At 64.8% G+C, this 17201-nt stretch carries 15 protein-coding genes and 1 tRNA gene; 6 read left to right on the top strand and 10 right to left on the bottom strand.

Annotated elements, in window-relative coordinates:
• The first annotated feature begins 225 nt into the window (after positions 1-225).
• Positions 226-648: a helix-turn-helix domain-containing protein gene (locus tag MYCSP_RS02090; RefSeq protein ID WP_083017395.1), complete on the top strand. Its 423-nt coding sequence runs from the start codon at positions 226-228 to the stop codon at positions 646-648.
• Here MYCSP_RS02090 and MYCSP_RS02085 read toward each other — a convergent pair.
• The 5 genes from MYCSP_RS02085 to MYCSP_RS02065 form a co-directional block, all read right to left on the bottom strand.
• The gene (locus MYCSP_RS02085) at positions 588-1742 is read right to left on the bottom strand and encodes a hypothetical protein (RefSeq protein ID WP_088413101.1); all 1155 of its coding nucleotides are present in this window, start codon (positions 1740-1742) and stop codon (positions 588-590) included. The two genes, MYCSP_RS02090 and MYCSP_RS02085, sit on opposite strands and share 61 nt — an antisense overlap.
• Positions 1739-2842, bottom strand: a complete 1104-nt coding sequence (locus MYCSP_RS02080; protein ID WP_157886142.1) for a hypothetical protein — start codon at positions 2840-2842, stop codon at positions 1739-1741. Before MYCSP_RS02080 ends, MYCSP_RS02085 begins: the two co-directional genes overlap by 4 nt.
• A 23-nt stretch (positions 2843-2865) precedes the next feature.
• Positions 2866-3414, bottom strand: a complete 549-nt coding sequence (locus tag MYCSP_RS02075) for a hypothetical protein (protein WP_407661580.1) — start codon at positions 3412-3414, stop codon at positions 2866-2868.
• Between the two features lie 210 nt (positions 3415-3624).
• Positions 3625-3700: transfer RNA gene (locus MYCSP_RS02070), tRNA-Thr, on the bottom strand.
• A gap of 57 nt (positions 3701-3757) precedes the next feature.
• Positions 3758-4963, bottom strand: a complete 1206-nt coding sequence (locus MYCSP_RS02065; protein WP_083017385.1) for a DNA polymerase III subunit delta' — start codon at positions 4961-4963, stop codon at positions 3758-3760.
• Between the two features lie 161 nt (positions 4964-5124).
• On the opposite strand from MYCSP_RS02065, the gene MYCSP_RS02060 reads away from it, so the two are divergent.
• Entirely contained in the window at positions 5125-6615 is a 1491-nt protein-coding gene (locus tag MYCSP_RS02060; protein ID WP_083017383.1) for an adenylate/guanylate cyclase domain-containing protein, read from the top strand.
• On the opposite strand, the gene topA is transcribed toward MYCSP_RS02060, so the two are convergent.
• From topA to MYCSP_RS02045, 3 genes are all read right to left on the bottom strand, one after another.
• Positions 6612-9377: a type I DNA topoisomerase gene (gene topA, locus MYCSP_RS02055; RefSeq protein ID WP_088413098.1), complete on the bottom strand. Its 2766-nt coding sequence runs from the start codon at positions 9375-9377 to the stop codon at positions 6612-6614. The two genes, MYCSP_RS02060 and topA, sit on opposite strands and share 4 nt — an antisense overlap.
• Positions 9378-9562: 185 nt before the next feature.
• Positions 9563-10150, bottom strand: coding sequence for a hypothetical protein (locus MYCSP_RS02050; RefSeq protein ID WP_162266187.1), 588 nt, complete (start codon positions 10148-10150; stop codon positions 9563-9565).
• Positions 10151-10328: 178 nt separating this feature from the next.
• The gene (locus tag MYCSP_RS02045) at positions 10329-10532 is read right to left on the bottom strand and encodes a cold-shock protein (protein WP_005064941.1); all 204 of its coding nucleotides are present in this window, start codon (positions 10530-10532) and stop codon (positions 10329-10331) included.
• 341 nt (positions 10533-10873) lie between these two features.
• Here MYCSP_RS02045 and MYCSP_RS02040 point away from each other — a divergent pair, with 341 nt between their 5' ends.
• Positions 10874-13183: a DEAD/DEAH box helicase gene (locus tag MYCSP_RS02040; RefSeq protein WP_088413096.1), complete on the top strand. Its 2310-nt coding sequence runs from the start codon at positions 10874-10876 to the stop codon at positions 13181-13183.
• Here the strand turns inward: MYCSP_RS02040 and MYCSP_RS02035 are convergent.
• Entirely contained in the window at positions 13180-14283 is a 1104-nt protein-coding gene (locus tag MYCSP_RS02035) for an NADH:flavin oxidoreductase/NADH oxidase (RefSeq protein ID WP_088413095.1), read from the bottom strand. The genes MYCSP_RS02040 and MYCSP_RS02035 overlap by 4 nt on opposite strands.
• An 89-nt stretch (positions 14284-14372) precedes the next feature.
• Complete coding sequence (locus MYCSP_RS02030; RefSeq protein ID WP_088413094.1) at positions 14373-15332, bottom strand: alpha/beta hydrolase; 960 nt, start codon at positions 15330-15332, stop codon at positions 14373-14375.
• 164 nt (positions 15333-15496) lie between these two features.
• On the opposite strand from MYCSP_RS02030, the gene MYCSP_RS02025 reads away from it, so the two are divergent.
• Genes MYCSP_RS02025 through MYCSP_RS02015 form a run of 3 tightly spaced genes read left to right on the top strand, consistent with a single transcriptional unit; the run spans position 15497 to position 17192 of the window.
• Positions 15497-15961 (top strand): PadR family transcriptional regulator, encoded by a 465-nt coding sequence (locus tag MYCSP_RS02025; RefSeq protein ID WP_088413093.1) that lies wholly within the window; start codon positions 15497-15499, stop codon positions 15959-15961.
• Positions 15961-16338: a 2TM domain-containing protein gene (locus MYCSP_RS02020; protein ID WP_070912373.1), complete on the top strand. Its 378-nt coding sequence runs from the start codon at positions 15961-15963 to the stop codon at positions 16336-16338. The genes MYCSP_RS02025 and MYCSP_RS02020 overlap by 1 nt, the downstream gene beginning before the upstream one ends.
• Positions 16335-17192, top strand: coding sequence for a metal-dependent hydrolase (locus tag MYCSP_RS02015; RefSeq protein WP_088413092.1), 858 nt, complete (start codon positions 16335-16337; stop codon positions 17190-17192). The genes MYCSP_RS02020 and MYCSP_RS02015 overlap by 4 nt, the downstream gene beginning before the upstream one ends.
• Positions 17193-17201: the final 9 nt, after the last annotated feature.

The raw sequence follows: 17201 nt of genomic DNA, 5'->3' as shown, positions 1-17201 counted from the left end.
CCGCTGTGCCCAACCCCACGATGAGCACAACGTTTGACCAGCCGACGCGTTCGGCATTGGTTAGCCGAACGAACACCCCGGACATTACTGTCAGTAAATAGCGCTTGTCAATCACTTATCCTTTCGATACGTTGCATTGGCCCAGACACACTCAGACCTACGGTGAGCAGCACAGCATCTACGTGTATCGTTGGGCAGCAGATCGACAGTATGTAAGGGGGTTCAGTGCCGGACTTTGCACAACGGTTGAGCCATCTGTTTGCCACCGTGCATCCGGCCGGGCGCGGCCCCTACACCCTGAACGAGGTGGTGGCCGCACTCGGCGATCACGGCGTCGAGGTGTCGTCGCCCTATCTGTCGCTCTTACGTAAGGGCGAACGATCCAACCCCGCCCCGGAGATCGTCACGGCGCTCGCGGAATTCTTTCAGGTCAGCCCCGCCTACTTCTACGACTCCGATTACGCGGCGTCCGTGAATCGCGATCTGGATTGGCTTGTGCAGCTGCGTGATTCAAAGGTGCGCGAAATCGCGCAACGAAGCTACGCGCTATCCGAGAACAGTCGACAGGCGATCGCCGACATGGTCGATCACTTACGCAAGGTCGAGGGCATCCCCGACAAGGAAGCCGGGGCCTCCAAGCCGTCCTGACGTTCACGATAGGCGTCCGCGATCGCAAGCACCCACGTTTCGTCATCCATGCCCACGGGAGCGTGCAGCCATTCCGCACTAAACCCCGGGACTTCTTGTCCGATAAGCCAATCAGTCACCGAATCGGCACGTTCTGCTTTATCCGAAGGAATCTCCGCGCCGGTGCTCAGCGGCAAGCCGCGCGTCTGCGCCAACAGCGTGAGGCCGTCCTGAATGTGAGTGGTCCACTCAAACGCTAACTCTGACAATCGCGTCGCGGGAGCAATCGGCGGGCCAAGACCAGGGAACCGGGCCGCCAGCGTGTCACGGAGCGGCTTGAGCGTCTGCACCGCTCGCCGCGCCCGAAAATGTAGCGATAGAGGCGGATAGAGGAATCCCAGAATCACGAGCGCCGTCACCCCGCACGCCGGAACTGTGAGCAGCCACAGCCCAAAGCGGTTCCCACTTATCAGGCTGCCGCGAGCAAGCGGCGCCCAAATACCTCCGACGACCAACACGGTGAACTCCACCGCCGATGCGGCGGCCAGCACCCCCAGCCCAATCCCCGTCGGTGTCCGGTTCGCGTTCCGAGCCCCTGTCCATATCAATTGCACAAGCACCACGGCGACGTACGTGCTGCTCGTCACCGAAGCTACGACCAAGCCCGTATCGCTGCCCTCCATCAATACGTTGGTGAACTGATAAGCGTCCTCCAACATCAGAGACTCATCACTGAAGGCCGTGGCGACGGCCACCACGACAAGCACGCAGGTCGCGGTCGCGGCAACGACCCACATATCACGACGAATCCGCACGGACGTCGCACGGCGGCTGATACCCAGGATGAATGCCTGCAGACAAGCGGCAAGCGTGACAGCCCCAAATCCGCCCGCACTGGCCGTCCGCAACCACGTCGGCGAGACGGACCAGACCGCGTCGGTGAACGCCAACAACCAGAACCACAGCAACACACCAAAACCTGTCACGGCCTTAGCCGGCAGCGACGAAGAATACCGCCATACACGCCAGATCCGGTATAGCAGAACGGGAACCAGGCATAACAGCGCGGCGATTCGCACGCTCTGCATGCCTTGCCATTCCGAGTCGGTGATCACGCAGCGCTGCCCTCCGAAACCCTCGACCGGCCACCACGCCGGTAGGCATCGGCTATGGCGAACACCCACACATTGTCACTTACGCCGGGTGGCGCCTGGAGCCATCCCGTGTTGAATCCGGGCACTGAGTCACCGGACAGCCAATCATTAATAGCTGCAATACGATCCGGCATATGGATGGGAGCCCGCACGCTGGTTTCAAATGGAACATGCCGGCGCTGCGCCAGCAGCGTGAGACCATCCTGAACATCCGTTGCCCATTCATATACCAATTCCGACAACATGATTTGCGATTTCATCGACGGTCGCAGTCTCGGGAACATTCCAGTCAGCCTGTCGTGGATCGGCGCAAGCCGCCGAAGATCTCGGTGCGCCTCAATCCGTAGCATCACGGGGGGCCAGAGAAAGCCCCCGATCAGCAGCATTGCACCGACGCTGCCCGTGAAGGTCTGCAGCCACAGCCCGGCAGGACGCGCCATCAGCCCCTCACCGCGGCTCAACGGACGCCAGATTCCACCGCTGACGATCGCCACAAACTCGAATGCCGACGCGGCAGCAAGCAACCCCAACCCTGCGCCAACCGGTGTTCGATCAGCGTGTCTCCACCCGACCCACGCAAGCTGGACAAGCACCACAGCAGCGAACGCATTACTCAACACCGCAGCCAGGATGGCCCAGGAATCGCCGCCGCCCACCAGTGCGTTGGTCACCGTATACAGGTCATCCGCGTTGACAAGCACCGAGCTACGACACGCAGTCAACGCAACCGCGACGAGAACGCCGGCAGTAACCACGAGTGAGATTCGTGCGCCACGGCGAATCTGCGCCGGAGATGCTTCGCCGTTGATGCCGATGGCGAAAATCCGCAGACATCCCGCCATCGTCACTATCGCCCAACCACCCATGCTGACGGCATGCATGCCCGGCGGCATGGTGGCCCATACCCGGTCGGTGAACGCCAGCATCCATATCCACACCAACAGGCCAAAACCCGTGGCGGCCACTGCCGGAGGCGATGTCGGGTAGCGCCAGATGCGCCAAACTCGGTACAACAGAATCGGCAGAAAGCCCAGCAGAACCGTGACGCGCACGATCTGCATGAACTCCCACGCTGAGCGGGTGATCACCCCAGCGCGTCGTCCAAATAGGGACTCCATCTCGACGGACCGCTCCGTCCGGCTCCGAGGCGACGGACCAGTAGGCCTGCGAAACGCTCAGCAGCAAGCTCGTCATCCGACCATAGATCGCCATGCTCACCAGCCGCATGGCCGCCACCGCAGCTGCGCTGCAACATCCGGGCAACCAGTTCCGGCGGCACAGCCTGGACATGCTCGGCCGCATACTCCGTCACCGGGACACCACGATGCCCTAACACCATATGCCCCAGTTCGTGAGCAATCGTCCGATCGCGCCCGACGATGCCGTGCCCGATTTGCACAAGATCCCTGTCTGGGAAGGAAAGCCACTGCCCGAAGACCCCCGGCGACAGCGGCGCATCTTCAATGGTCATCGATCGACCATTGGCCGCTGCCCACGCCTGTGCCGCCTCCGAGATCGTGCGTTGGCCGTTCGACAGCGCGAGGCACTCGTCCACCGCGGCAACAATCGAGTTCTCGCGACTGGATACGCGCCGCAGAGATCGACGTAACTCCCTGCCGCGCGCCATCCACATACCCAACAATTTAGCGAACAGTGGGTCCCGTCACAGCAGAAGGCCCGCTCTGGGGATCCACCGCCATGCATCGACAACTGATGAAGACCCGCGCCGAAGGTACGCACGTCTGCGCAATCGGCATTCACATACGAGACGGTCCCCAGGCCAAGGCACATACCGGGAGGAGAGTGGCCGGAGCGGCATGCCGGAAGCTACCGGCTAACCATGTGGAGCCACCCAGGGGAATCGAACCCCTGACCTATTCATTACGAGTGAATTGCTCTACCGACTGAGCTAGGGTGGCGCGCCGGGCGAACCCAGCGCCCGAGAGTCTACGGCACCCCTGCCGCGACGCCCAATCTCATTCCGACGGGCGCAGCGCCTGCCCAGCCGTCGCAACCAACGCATCGATCGCGAACTTGGGCTTCACGTTGACCGCCAGAGCTTCTCGGCACTCCAAAACCGCCTCGATGCACTGAAGTAGCTGTTCGGGCGGCACCCTGTCGACCATCGGCCCGAGCCGATCGGCCATGTCGGGATGATGCAGCGCCACCCCGCCCTCATCGGCAGCACCGAACGACAGCACCAGGGCGTCCCGGAAATACGTTGCCAAATCGATGAGCGTGCGGTCCAGCGCGTCCCGCGACGCCCGGGTCTGACGCGACTTCTGCTTACGCTCAAGATCTTTCAAGACCCCCGCAGATCCGCGCAGCGCAGTCGCCGCCCCCTTGCCGGTACCCCCGGCACCCAATGCCGTCTTCAGTTCCTCTTCTTCGGCCTCGTTGCGCGCGGCCGTCAGCTCCTTGGCCTCGTTATCTGCGCTGGTCACCAGCTCCTCGGCCGCGGCGTATGCCCGGGTCGGGGTGGCGGCCTCCCGGGCCAAGCCCAGAGCTCTGAGCCGGCGTGCCCGGGCCTGCTCATCGGTGGCCAGTCTGCGCGCCCGCCCCACATGTCCTCCGCTGACCGAGGCCGCCCACTGCGCTTGCTCGGCATCGATGCCGTCGCGTTCCATCAGCACCTGCGCGATAGCGGTCACCGACGGGGTGACGAGCGCCACATGCCGGCAGCGCGATCGGAGCGTGATCGAGATGTCCTCCGGGTCCACCGACGGTGCACACAGCAGGAACACCGTCCGCGGCGGCGGCTCCTCGACAACCTTCAACAGCACGTTGCCCGCGCCCTCGGTCAATCTGTCGGCATCCTCGATGAGGACCACCAGCCACCGCCCGGTACTCGGCCGGCGCCACGCCGCCTGCACGATGGCACGCATCTCGTCGACACCGATCGACAATCCCTCGGGGACGACTCTGCGCACGTCAGCATGGGTCCCTGCCATCGTGGTCGTGCAGGCACGGCATTCCCCACAACCGGCTACGCCATCCGATTCGCACTGTAGGGCCGCGGCAAAACAAAGGGCCGCCACCGACCTGCCCGACCCAGGCGGCCCGGTGAACAACCACGCGTGCGTCATCCGACCCACGTCCTCACCGCGGGCAGCCATTGCCGCCGACGAGAGCGTGGAAACCACCGCTCCCTGGTCCACCAGGCGCCCGAAAACCCCGCTCATCGCCTCCAACCCTAACCGCCGGCGCCGACTCCCCGGGCATCCGCACAGGCGTGTGAAACGTCTCCGTCACCACCGACAGCTACGGTTAACGGGTGACTGGCGCGCAGGGTAGGGCCGATCAGCGCCCGCTTGCACGCGCAGCCCGGTATTCCCGCTGGGTTATGCGGACCCCATGGCCCCTCTTCATCATGGGTATCGCCCAGTCCAACCTGGTGGGCGCGCTGTTCGTGCTGGGTTTTCTCCGCTTCGGTCTGCCACCGAGTGACCGCGTCGAACTCACAGAGCTCGGCCCGGCACGACTGATCATCCTCGGTGTCTCGCTGTTCATCCTGTTTGTCGCCGGCGCCATCGTCAGCACCTATCTGCTGTTACCGGTCCTGCGGTGGCAGTACAGCTCCCCCGACTTCGAGTCCGAGGGCTCCGAGGCGGTCCGTGTCCGCGCCTTGCAGATGCCGTTCTATCGGACTGTCATCAGCGTCGCGACATGGCTGGTCGGTGGCGCGATCTTCGTCGCCGTCACGTGGTCGTCCACCCACAGCTCGGTGCTGGTCGCCGCGTTCGCGACCGTGCTCGGCGCCACCACCACCAGCATCATCGGCTACCTGCAGTCCGAACGCGTGCTGCGGCCGGTCGCCATTCAGGCCCTACGCCGCGGGGTACCCGAAAACGTCACCGCCCCCGGCGTTATCGTCCGCCAGATCCTCACCTGGGCACTGAGCACCGGTGTGCCCATCCTGGCCATCGTGCTCACCGTGGTGGGCCAACGTGCGGGATACCTCAAATCCAACGCCGACAACCTCACCGGCTCGATCCTGATCCTGGCCATCATCGCGCTGGCCATCGGACTGATGGGCACCCTGCTGGTGGCGACCTCGATCGCCGACCCGCTACGCCAGTTACGTTGGGCGCTCAGCGAAGTGCAACGCGGCAACTACAACGCCCACGTGCCCATCTATGACGCCAGCGAGCTGGGACTGTTGCAGGCCGGGTTCAACGACATGGTGCGCGACCTCGGCGAACGGCAACGCCTGCGCGACTTGTTCGGCCGCTACGTCGGCGAGGATGTCGCGCGCCGCGCACTCGAGTACGGCACCGAGCTCGGCGGTCAGGAGCGCAGTGTCGCAGTGCTTTTCGTGGACCTGGTGGGCTCCACCCAGTTGGCCTCCACTCGCGGTCCGGCAGTGGTCGTGCGGGTACTCAACGAGTTCTTCCGGGTCATCGTCGATACCGTCAACAAACACGGCGGCTTCGTCAACAAGTTCCAAGGTGACGCGGCGCTGGCCATCTTCGGCGCCCCCATCGACCATCCCGACGGTGCCGCGGCGGCACTGGCCGCGGCACGCGAGCTGTCCGGCGAACTCACCAACGTGCTGGGCTCCAACGACTTCGGCATCGGCGTCTCCGCCGGGCGGGCCATCGCCGGCCACATCGGCGCCCAGGCCCGCTTCGAGTACACCGTCATCGGCGACCCCGTGAACGAAGCGGCCCGGCTGACCGAGCTCGCCAAGAACGAGCCCGGCAATGTGTTGGCATCGGCCTCCGCGGTGATGGAAGCCCGCGATGAGGAAGCGCTGCGCTGGGACGTCGGCGAGACCGTCGAACTGCGCGGCCGCACGGTGTCAACCCAGGTGGCGCGGCCGCGCCACGGCTAGGTCGCTTTCTTGGCAGCCTTCTTCGCCGGCGCCTTCTTGGCGGCAGTCTTCTTGGCCGCCTTGGCGGGTGCCTTCTTGGCCCGCTTCACCGGGCCACGCGCACGCCGGTCGGCCAGCAGCTCGGAGGCCCGCTCATCGGTGATCGACAGCACGTCATCGCCCTTGCGCAGGCTGGCGTTGGTCTCACCGTCGGTGACGTAGGGGCCAAAGCGGCCATCCTTGATCACCATCGGCTTGCCGGTTGCCGAATCCGCACCCAGCTCACGCAGCGGTGCGGCCGAAGCTGCCTGTCCACCACGACGTTTGGGCTCCGAGTAGATCTTCAAGGCTTCGTCGAGGGTGATGGTGAACATCTGGTCCTCGGTGGCCAGCGAGCGAGAATCCGTGCCGCGCTTGAGGTACGGACCGTACCGGCCGTTCTGCGCGGTGATCTCCTCGCCGTTGGCGGGATCGACACCGACCACACGCGGCAGCGAGAGCAGCTTGAGCGCGTCCTCGAGTGTCACCGTCTCCAATGTCATGGTCTTGAGCAGCGAGCCCGTCCTCGGCTTGGGACCTTCCACCTTCTTGGCGCCCCGCTTCGGCTTCTCGTCCTCGACCGGCTCCGGTGGTGCGGGCAGCACCTCGGTGACATAGGGCCCGAAACGTCCATCCTTGGCGACGATTTCGTGCCCGGTCTCCGGGTCGACACCCAACGTCCGCCCCTCCTGCGGGATCGCGAACAGCTGCTCGGCCATCTCCACGGTCAGCTCGTCGGGGGTGACGCCATCCTTGACGTTGGCGCGCTGGGGAGCCGGTTCCCCGTCGTCCCCGGTGATCATCCGCTCCAGGTACGGGCCGTTCTTTCCGACCCTCACATAGATGGGGCGACCCTGGTCGTCGTCGAACAACTTGATCGAGTTGACCTCGCGGGCGTCGATCTCCTCCAGGTTCACACCCACCAGGCGCTTGAGACCGCCGGCGCGCGCCACCGAACCCTCGACACCGTGCTCGCCACCGAAATAGAAGGCGTTCAACCAGTTTGTGCGGCGTTCGTTGCCGGAGGCGATCTCGTCGAGATCGTCTTCCATGGCAGCGGTGAAGTCGTAGTCCACGAGACGGCCGAAGTGCTGTTCCAGCAGCCCGATCACCGCGAACGCGGTCCACGACGGCACCAGCGCGCTACCGCGCTTGTGCACGTAGCCGCGGTCCTGGATGGTCCGGATGATCGACGAATAGGTCGACGGACGTCCAATTCCCAACTCCTCCAGGGCCTTGATGAGCGAGGCCTCGGTGTAACGAGCGGGCGGGTTGGTGGTGTGGCCGTCCGCGGACAGGTCGGCGACCGTGACGGTCTGCCCCTGCTTGAGCTGCGGGAGACGCCGTTCTTCATCGTCGGCCTCGCCACCGGCGAGCTCGTCGACGGTCTCCACGTACGCCGACAGGAAGCCGGGGAACGTGATGGTGCGACCGCTCGCGGTGAACACCACCTGCTCGCCGGAGGTGGCGCTACCGGCCAACCGCAGGCTCAGCGTGGTGCCGCGGGCATCGGCCATCTGCGAGGCAACGGTGCGCTGCCAAATCAGCTCGTACAAACGGAATTCGTCGTTATCGAGCGAGGAATGCAATTGGCCCGGAGTTTTGAATGTCTCCCCCGCCGGGCGAATAGCTTCGTGCGCTTCCTGCGCATTTTTCACCTTGCGCGTGTATTGCCGCGGCGAAGGGTGCACGTATTCATTTCCGTACAACTCCGCGGCCTGGCTGCGGGCCGCAGTCAATGCCGATTCCGACAGCGTCGTGGAGTCGGTACGCATATAGGTGATGTAACCGTTTTCGTACAGGCGCTGCGCAATGCTCATCGTGCGCTCGGAGGAGAACCGCAGCTTGCGCCCGGCTTCCTGCTGCAGCGTCGAGGTCATGAACGGCGGGTAGGGCTTGCGCGTGTACGGCTTCTCCTCGGCGGAGGCAACCGTCAACGTGGCCTGGGACAGCCCTGCGACCAGGGCGTTGGCGCGGGTCTCATCGAGGACCAGCACCTCGTCGGCCTTCTTGATCTGTCCCAACGAGTCGAAGTCGCGGCCGGAGGCCACCCGCAGGGCATCCACGCTCAGCAGCCGGGCGTTGAAGCGCGGCGGCTTGGCCTCGCTGCCGGCATCCAGCTCGGCACCCAGATCCCAGTACCCGGCGCTGCGGAACGCCATGCGGTCGCGTTCGCGCTGCACGATGATGCGGGTCGCCACCGACTGCACGCGCCCGGCGGACAGGTTACGTCCGACCTTCTTCCACAGCACGGGGCTGACCTCGTAGCCGTAGAGCCGGTCCAGGATGCGCCGGGTCTCCTGCGCATCGACGAGGTTGTTGTCGAGGTCGCGGGGGTCCTGGGCGGCCGCGAGGATGGCCTGCTCGGTGATCTCGTGGAAGACCATGCGCCGGACGGGCACCTTGGGCTTGAGCGTCTCCAGCAGGTGCCAGGCGATGGCCTCACCCTCGCGGTCACCGTCCGTTGCGAGGTAGAGCTCGTCGACGTCCTTCAGAAGGCCCTTGAGCTCGGTGACGGTGCCCTTCTTGTCCGGGCTGATGATGTAGAGAGGTTCGAAGTCTGCGTCGACGTTCACCCCAAGGCGGGCCCAGGGCTCCGACTTGTATTTGGCCGGAACGTCGGCAGCGGCACGGGGCAGGTCCCGGATGTGGCCACGCGAAGATTCGACGACGTAACCGTCGCCGAGGTAGCCAGCGATCTTGCGGGCCTTCGTCGGTGATTCGACGATGACGAGCCGTCGCACAGCTTCGCCTCCTTACCTGCGCTTATAGCCGCATATGTACGGTGTACCGGCGGTCCACCGTGGTCACAAGATGACAGCCCCACGCCAATTGCGCAAACCTAGCCTTGCATATAGGCGCCGGTATTCCGGATATCAGGGTGGCCAAATGTGTGTCCGAGTCCTTACAAAACCGCTGCTAAACCCTGCTAAACCCGCGGCCAAACGCGGAATGCATCGGTGTCGCCGGGCGGTTCTCCGATGTTTTCCAGAAGCCGCCCCAACCTGCGCCGCCCACTGATCCGCAACGCGGGATTGGCTCCTCGTGTTCCGATCAGCGTGGGGGCAATGCCCACACGCATGAGCGCCGCCGCCAACGGCGAATGCGTGTCGGGGGCGTGTGGATCCAGCCCGAGCAGATAACGGTCGGCCTCCGGCGAGCCGGCGGCGAGCACCCAGGCACGCAGTTCACGCGCGCCCGGTAGCCATTGCGGTGGCACGGTTTTCACGGCGCCACGGGTCCACTCGCGCGCGATCGGCAGCACGGCGGGGTCTATCGCGGTGCGTACCAGCGGATGGTTCTCTGTGCCGGTCTCGGTGTGGCCGACCTCCGCCTGCAGACCGGTATCGGTGATCATCTCGGCTAACGCCAGGGCGCGCCACGGCTGGTCCACGACCACCGAGATGCGGGCCCCCGCTCCGCTGACGACGACCTGCCCCGGTCCGGCCAGCAGCCCCGCCAGATCGGTGACCTCGGGGGGCACCGATTCGGCGGAAAAGAAGGACAGCTGGCTCACAGTCACAGACAGTACTTTCTCGGGTTCCTCCGCGAGCAGACCCAAATGCACCCGTTCACTCGCGTGTCGAGGGACTCATACGTGCCCCCACAAGCGGGAGGTGCCCCAGCTCGCGAGTCCACGGAGACGAGAAACGCCCCCAGCACATGGCCAGGGGCGTTCCTTCGACGGATGTGGGTCAGACGGCGCGGACGCCGGTAGCCTGGGGGCCCTTGGGGCTCTGGCCTACCTCGAACTCAACCTTCTGGTTCTCTTCCAGGGTACGGAATCCGTTGCCCTGAATCTCCGTGTAGTGGACGAAGACGTCGGCGGAGCCGTCCTCGGGAGCAATGAACCCGAAGCCCTTTTCCGCGTTGAACCACTTCACAGTTCCCTGTGGCATTTCTTGATTTTCCTTCTCTTACACCGGGTGCGACGCGCCGTTCGGTACGTCGGGCCCCGTTCCGACCGCCATACCCCGTGAAGATGACCCTCGCAGGAACCGCGACCGCAACGTCGATCCTGCGAGTGCAAAACACGAACACAGAAGCTGCGACCGCCCTAAGTAGAGCATGTTTACGCCGTTGGCGATAGCGGTGCGCCACATAATTGATAGGAAGTTCGGTGAACAGTGGCGAAACTTAGGCCCCCTTTCGGCCTGCCCTACCCTGGCGTTATGGCCATATGCGGTAGCGAACTGCACACCGTTTTGGCACAAGTGTGCAGGTCACGAGGGGTTTTGCGGTGACAGTCGGTTACGGCCGTGAACTGCTGGACCTCATCGTGGCCGGCACCCCCGGCGGAGAAACTCCGGTACGGCATATTTGCGATATCCCTGCCCGAAATGCCGAGGTGGACGCCTGGCCGCGGTGGGCGCACCCCGGTGCAGTAGCCGCATTCGCCGCGCAGGGCGTGACGGCTCCGTGGTCGCACCAGGTCGCCGGCGCTTCCCTGGCGTTCGCAGGTCGGCACGTGGTAGTTGCCACCGGCACCGCATCCGGAAAGTCGGTCGCCTACCAATTGCCGATCCTGACCGCGCTGGCCACCGAACCGCGCGCGCGGGCGCTCTACCTGGCGCCCACCAAGGCTCTCGGACATGACCAGTTGCGCTCGGTGCGCGAATTAATCACGGGGATTGACATTTTCGAGCGGGTGTTGCCCACCACGTATGACGGTGACAGCTCCAATGAATTACGGCGATTCGCCCGCGAGAGCTCGCGCTGGATCTTCACCAATCCCGACATGATGCATGTGTCACTACTGCACAACCACACCCGCTGGTCGGCATTTCTGCGCGGCTTGCGCTATCTCGTGGTGGACGAATGCCATTACTACCGTGGTGTTTTCGGATCGAATGTGGCGCTTGTACTGCAACGGCTGCTGCGTCTGTGCGAGCGCTACGGTTCGCATCCCACGGTGGTATTCGCCAGTGCCACCACATCGAATCCGGGCGCGGCCGCCCAGGCCCTGATCGGCCAGCCGGTCGAGGAGGTGCTCGCCGACGGGTCGCCCCACGGGATGCGCACCGTCGTGCTCTGGGAGCCACCACTGCTGCCGATCACCGGCGAGAACGGGGCACCGGTGCGGCGCCCCGTGAGCACCGAGACCTCCCGCCTACTGGCCGACCTTGTCCAGGAGGGAGCCCGCACACTGGCCTTCGTCAGATCACGGCGGGGCGCGGAGATGACGGCATTGGGTGCCGCGCATCGGCTCGCGGAAGTCGATCCGGCGTTGGTGTCCCAGGTCGCGGCGTATCGGGCCGGGTATCTTCCGGAAGACCGCCGAGCCCTGGAGCAGGCGCTGTCGACGGGTGCCCTGACCGGCGCTGCCACGACGAATGCCCTTGAGCTGGGGGTGGATATCGCCGGGCTGGACGCTGTCGTGGTGGCCGGTTTCCCGGGCACCGTGGCCTCCTTCTGGCAACAGGCCGGCCGCTCGGGCCGACGCGGCCAGGGCTCCTTGGTGGTACTGGTCGCCCGCGACGATCCGCTGGACACCTACCTGGTGCACCATCCGGGCGCGCTACTGGACAAGCCGATCGAGGCGGTGGTGATCGATCCGACCAATCCACATGTCCTGAGGCCCCACCTACTCTGCGCGGCAACAGAACTCCCCTTGACCGAGGAGGACGTGCGATCCCTGGGCGCGGCCGACGTGGTCGCCGATCTTGTCGACGACGGACTTCTCCGCAAGCGACCGGGCGGGTACTTCGCCGCTCCTGGCCTCAATCCGTATGCGGCGGTTGATATCCGTGGCTCGATCGGCGGTCAGATCATGATCCTGGAGGCCGATACCGGCCGAGTACTGGGAACTGTGGATACCGGTCGCGCCCCGGCCACGGTGCATCCGGGCGCCGTCTATCTACATTCCGGCGAGACTTACGTTGTCGATTCGCTGGATTTCGGCGATGGAATCGCCCTGGTACACAATGCCAGTCCGGACTACTCAACATTCGCCAGATCCACAATCGACATCGCGATCACCGGCGAGGGGGAGCGAATCGAACTTGGCGACGTGCAGATCGGACTGGTGCCGGTGGACGTCACGCACCAGGTGATCGGGTATCTACGCAAGCTGGCGACCGGCGAGATCTTGGACTTCGTCGAGCTCGACATGCCCTCCTCGACGCTGAGCACCAAGGCAGTCATGTACACCGTCACTCCGGAAGCCTTGGCGGCCATCGATATCGATGCGCTCGGAACCCCCGGCGCCCTACATGCCGCCGAGCACGCCGCAATCGGTCTGCTGCCGTTGGTGGCAAGCTGCGATCGCGGCGATATCGGCGGCGTGTCCACCGCACTTCAACCCGAAACCGGTCTGCCCACGGTCTTCGTCTACGACGGGCACCCCGGTGGAGCAGGTTTTGCGGCGCGCGGATTTGAGCAACTCGCTATCTGGCTGGGCGCCACGGCCGACGCGATCGATGCCTGCGAGTGCGAGGCGGGCTGTCCGTCATGTGTGCAATCACCCAAGTGCGGCAACGGAAATTCCCCACTGGACAAAGCCGCCGCCATCAAGGTGCTGCGGCTGGTGCTATCCCGGCTGCCGGGTTAAAAGGCCCGCGCGTACTGCTTGGGTACCGCGGGGCTCAGTTCTGCGCCCAACTCACGCGCCGCGCGTCGCGGCCAGTATGGGTCGCGCAGCAGCTCCCGACCCAGCAGCACCGCGGAGGCATCACCGGCGGCCAGGATGGATTCGGCCTGGTGAGGTTCGGTGATCATGCCGACTGCCGCTGCGGGAAGCGGTGTTTCGCTCTGTACGCGACGCGCGAATCGCACCTGGTATCCCGGGCCGGTCGGAATGCGCACGTGCGGCACGTTGCCGCCCGTGGACACGTCGATGAGGTCCACCCCGCGCACATGCAGCAGCCTGGCCAGCTCGACCGTCTGATCGGGTGTCCAGCTCTGCGCCTCCAGCCCCGGCTCCTCCGATACCCAGTCGGTCGCAGACACCCGGACGAACAGCGGCAGATGTTCGGGCCATACGGTGCGCACGGCGGTGACGGTGTCAAAGGTCAGCTTGGCCCGCCCAACGAAGGAGCCGCCGTACTCGTCGGTGCGGGTATTGCTTGCCGGGGAAAGGAACTGATGCTGGATATAGCCGTGTGCGGCGTGTACCTCTAGCACCTGGAAGCCCGCGCGCAACGCGCGTTCGGCGGCACGCACGTAGTCGTCGACGATCCCGGCGAGGTCGGCGGCCGTGGCCGCCACGGGCGGTACGAAGTCGCCGTACGGCGCATCGGTCGGACCAATTGTCTGCCAGCTCAGTGGATCCGAGGGGTCCAGGGAGTGGTGCCCATCCCAGGGAGCGACGGTCGACGCCTTACGCCCGGCATGTCCGAGCTGCACCGCCGGGACCGCACCGAAACCCTTGATGCCTTCCACGATGGCCGCCCAGGCCTGTTCCTGGGTGTCATTCCACAGCCCGGTGTCGTACGGGGAGAGCCGCCCTTGCGCGTTGACGGCCGTGGCCTCGGTGAACACCAGACCCGCCCCGCCGACCGCGCGGCTGAGCAGATGGGTGCGGTGCCAGTCGTTCGGAGTTCCGGTCAGGGGCCCGGCGGGATCGGCCGAATACTGGCACATCGGCGACATCCAGATCCGATTGGCAATGGTGATGTCGCGCAGCCGGTATGGCTCGAACAGCAGGCTCATGGACGAAGGCTCCTCGCGTCGGGTCCGGCCAGCGTGACTGGCCCGGCTCAATCCAACGCGGATGTGCCCAAGATGCTTCCCGCCGAGAACTATCCCGCCTGTTCGGTCGCCGGACCCTGCTCGGCAGCCGACAGCGCCTCGCGGATGAAGTCGGCAGAGAGCACCACGGCCTCGGCGGTATCGCGCGAGACGGCGATCGCAGGGAAGGCGTGCAGCTGCCATGCGTAGCTGTGCACCTTGGCCACCACACCGGCAGCGGTGAGTTTCTCGGCCAGTGCGATGGCATCCGGCTCCAGGAACTCATCCTGCGCGGTGATCAGCAATGTCGGCGGGTACGCCTCGACGGGCACCGAAACCACCCGGCGCTCCCCCGTGAATTCCACTGGGCCTCTGTCGAACTTGGGTGCGAGCTTCGACAGCTTGCCCTTGGGAAGATACGCGTCGTGGCGGCTGGTACTGGCGGGATTGGAAGCCAAGTCCAGATCCAGCAATGGCGAATACCCCACGTAAGCAATGGGTTTAGGCAAACCGTGGGAGTGCGCATACTCGATGACCTTGCCGCTCAGGTACCCGCCGGCCGAGTCGCCGGCAATGATCACCCGTGCATAATCCTGCAGCAGCTCGCGGTAGGCCTGGACCGCGTCGGCCACCGACGTACCCACACCCACCTCGGGCAGCTGCCGATAGTCGAGCACGTAGACGGGCACCCGCAGTTGGCGCGCCAACAGCCCGGTGATCTTGCGATGCGTGGCCGGACCACAGGCGATGAACGCACCACCGTGCAGATAGAGGATGGCGGTGTCCGAATCCGAGGCCGCCGTACCGGCCGGAATCATCAGATCCGTGGGCCTGTCGGCCAGCCAGATCCGCGTCCGTGCGATGCCGGGCGCGTCCGGTCCGCGCTGAGCACTGCGGTCCAACCACTTGAGCTGACGAAGACCCGCGTCGAAGATCGGGAACAGGATCAGCAGCGGCTTCACGAGGAGCAGCACGAAGAGGAACGGCAACCGAGCTTTGAGACCCGACTTGGGGTGCAGGGTGACGACCATTCGGTCACGCTACCTCCAGCTATGCGGGCCGGTGACCCCGGCTTCTCCGCGATGGCGACGGCCGCAGGGACTGCACCATCGCCGCTCGATCAGCCGTTGACTTCGTAATAGTTTCGATATACCTTGCTTCGTAATAGCTTCGTAGGTGCGGGAGGTCGGATTCAATGGCGCGGTTCTTCCGGCATGGCGAGCTGCCACTGGTGCTTTTGGCACTGCTGGCCCAGCGGCCCATGCATGCGTACGAGCTGATGTCCGAGCTGTCGCGCCTGTTCGGATCCGGCGGGTACCAGCCCTCACCCGGCACGGTGTATCCGGCGGTTGAGGCTTTGGCCGCCGAAGGCCTGCTGATCGGGCAGCCGCGCGAGGGCCGAACCATCTATCGCGCATCCACCGAGGGCGAGCAGGCCCTGGTCAGTCGCGCCGATGTGCTGGCCGCCGTCGAGTTGCGCACCGGCGCACGATTCGGCCGCGGCGACTCCCTCGAGAAGACGCTGGCCCGATTCACCGCTCGCGTCATGCCGTTCGCGGGCCGCGTCGAACCCGCAGCGGCAGAAGCAATCCTCGATCAGGCCGCCGCCCAGATCGCGGACCTTGTCCGGGCTCAAGACCGTAAGGAAGGAACCAAGTGATGAGCGGTGACGCCTTTGAGAGAGCGGTGGAACGCGCTGAGCGCAGGGCCGAAGAAGACCAACAACGGCTGGCGCGCAAGCGCAACGAATGGGTGGCGCGGATGAATCGAGCCGCCTTCCAAATCCATGCCTGCACCTACGCCGCAGTGCAGGTGCTCTTGATCGCCATCTGGGCGCTCACCTGGAAATTCGACCATGGCACCGCGTATCCCTGGTTCGTGTACCCGCTCTTGGGCTGGGGAATCGCGGTGATCGTGCACTACGTCATCGCACGGAACATCTGGCTTCACCGCCCCGAGGAATCCTCCACCAACCCGCAGACGGCCCACGACTTCGACCCCGCCCCCTACACAACGCCCACCGAGGAGCCGCGATGAACACCACCGTCGACACCAGCACCCGCCCCATCAAGACCAGGCGCATCAAGTTTCGCTATCCCACGGGTTCGTTGAATCGTCACTACGTGCAGGGCGACCTGGTGATGAGTCACATCATCGCGATGTTGTCAGCGGTCTTTCCCGAAGGGGAGGACTACTTCATCCGCTCGGTCAAGCATTACTCGGACCAGATCACCGACCCGGTGCTCAAGAAGCAGGTGGCCGGATTCATCGGCCAAGAGGTGACCCATGGCCGTGAACACCGTGAGCTCAACGACCGTCTACAGCAGATGGGTTATCCCACGGCCTTTGTGGATAGGATGACCAAGCGCGGGATGAACCTCTACACCCGCCACTTCCCGCCGCGCTTCAACCTTGCGGTGACAGCCGCGCTAGAGCACTACACCGCCACCCTCGCCGAAACGCTGTTGACCGACCAACGCGCACAGGATCTATTGGGCAACACGGAGGTTCGGTCGATCCTGCTGTGGCACGCGCTGGAGGAATCCGAGCATCGAGCGGTCGCATTCGACGTCTATCGAAAGATCGGCGGCAGCGAGCGGATGCGCATCTGGGCAATGCGATACATCACCGTCACCTTCATCTGCGGCGCACTCCTGGAGAGCGTGCTGTCCCTGAGCCGCGACCGGGCGGCGTACAACCCGATCCGTCTATTCAAAAGTGCTGCCGCGCTGCGACACTCACCGTTCGTCAGTCGCGAGATAATCGGACGGATCAGGGCCTACAACCGCCCCGGTTTCCATCCGGACGAATTCGACAATGTCGAGCTCATCGAGCGCTGGAACAACGAATTGTTCGGCGAACAAGGACAGCTGGCCGGTCACCTGCGATAGACACAGCGC

The sequence above is a fragment of the Mycobacteroides saopaulense genome (assembly GCF_001456355.1).
Lineage (GTDB): Bacteria > Actinomycetota > Actinomycetes > Mycobacteriales > Mycobacteriaceae > Mycobacterium > Mycobacterium saopaulense.
The sequence above is the reverse complement of the archived record's forward strand: the minus strand, read 5'-3'. Positions and strand labels throughout refer to the sequence as shown.

What these genes read in the sequence shown, in the direction of transcription:
- MYCSP_RS02035 (WP_088413095.1), bottom strand. Translation starts at nt 14,283, where the DNA reads ATGAGCCTGCTGTTCGAGCCATACCGGCTGCGCGACATCACCATTGCC.
- MYCSP_RS02080 (WP_157886142.1), bottom strand. Translation starts at nt 2,842, where the DNA reads ATGCAGATCGTGCGCGTCACGGTTCTGCTGGGCTTTCTGCCGATTCTG.
- MYCSP_RS02045 (WP_005064941.1), bottom strand. Translation starts at nt 10,532, where the DNA reads ATGCCACAGGGAACTGTGAAGTGGTTCAACGCGGAAAAGGGCTTCGGG.
- MYCSP_RS02025 (WP_088413093.1), top strand. Translation starts at nt 15,497, where the DNA reads ATGGCGCGGTTCTTCCGGCATGGCGAGCTGCCACTGGTGCTTTTGGCA.
- MYCSP_RS02075 (WP_407661580.1), bottom strand. Translation starts at nt 3,414, where the DNA reads ATGTGGATGGCGCGCGGCAGGGAGTTACGTCGATCTCTGCGGCGCGTA.
- MYCSP_RS02030 (WP_088413094.1), bottom strand. Translation starts at nt 15,332, where the DNA reads ATGGTCGTCACCCTGCACCCCAAGTCGGGTCTCAAAGCTCGGTTGCCG.
- MYCSP_RS02020 (WP_070912373.1), top strand. Translation starts at nt 15,961, where the DNA reads ATGAGCGGTGACGCCTTTGAGAGAGCGGTGGAACGCGCTGAGCGCAGG.
- MYCSP_RS02060 (WP_083017383.1), top strand. Translation starts at nt 5,125, where the DNA reads ATGCGGACCCCATGGCCCCTCTTCATCATGGGTATCGCCCAGTCCAAC.
- MYCSP_RS02015 (WP_088413092.1), top strand. Translation starts at nt 16,335, where the DNA reads ATGAACACCACCGTCGACACCAGCACCCGCCCCATCAAGACCAGGCGC.
- MYCSP_RS02065 (WP_083017385.1), bottom strand. Translation starts at nt 4,963, where the DNA reads ATGAGCGGGGTTTTCGGGCGCCTGGTGGACCAGGGAGCGGTGGTTTCC.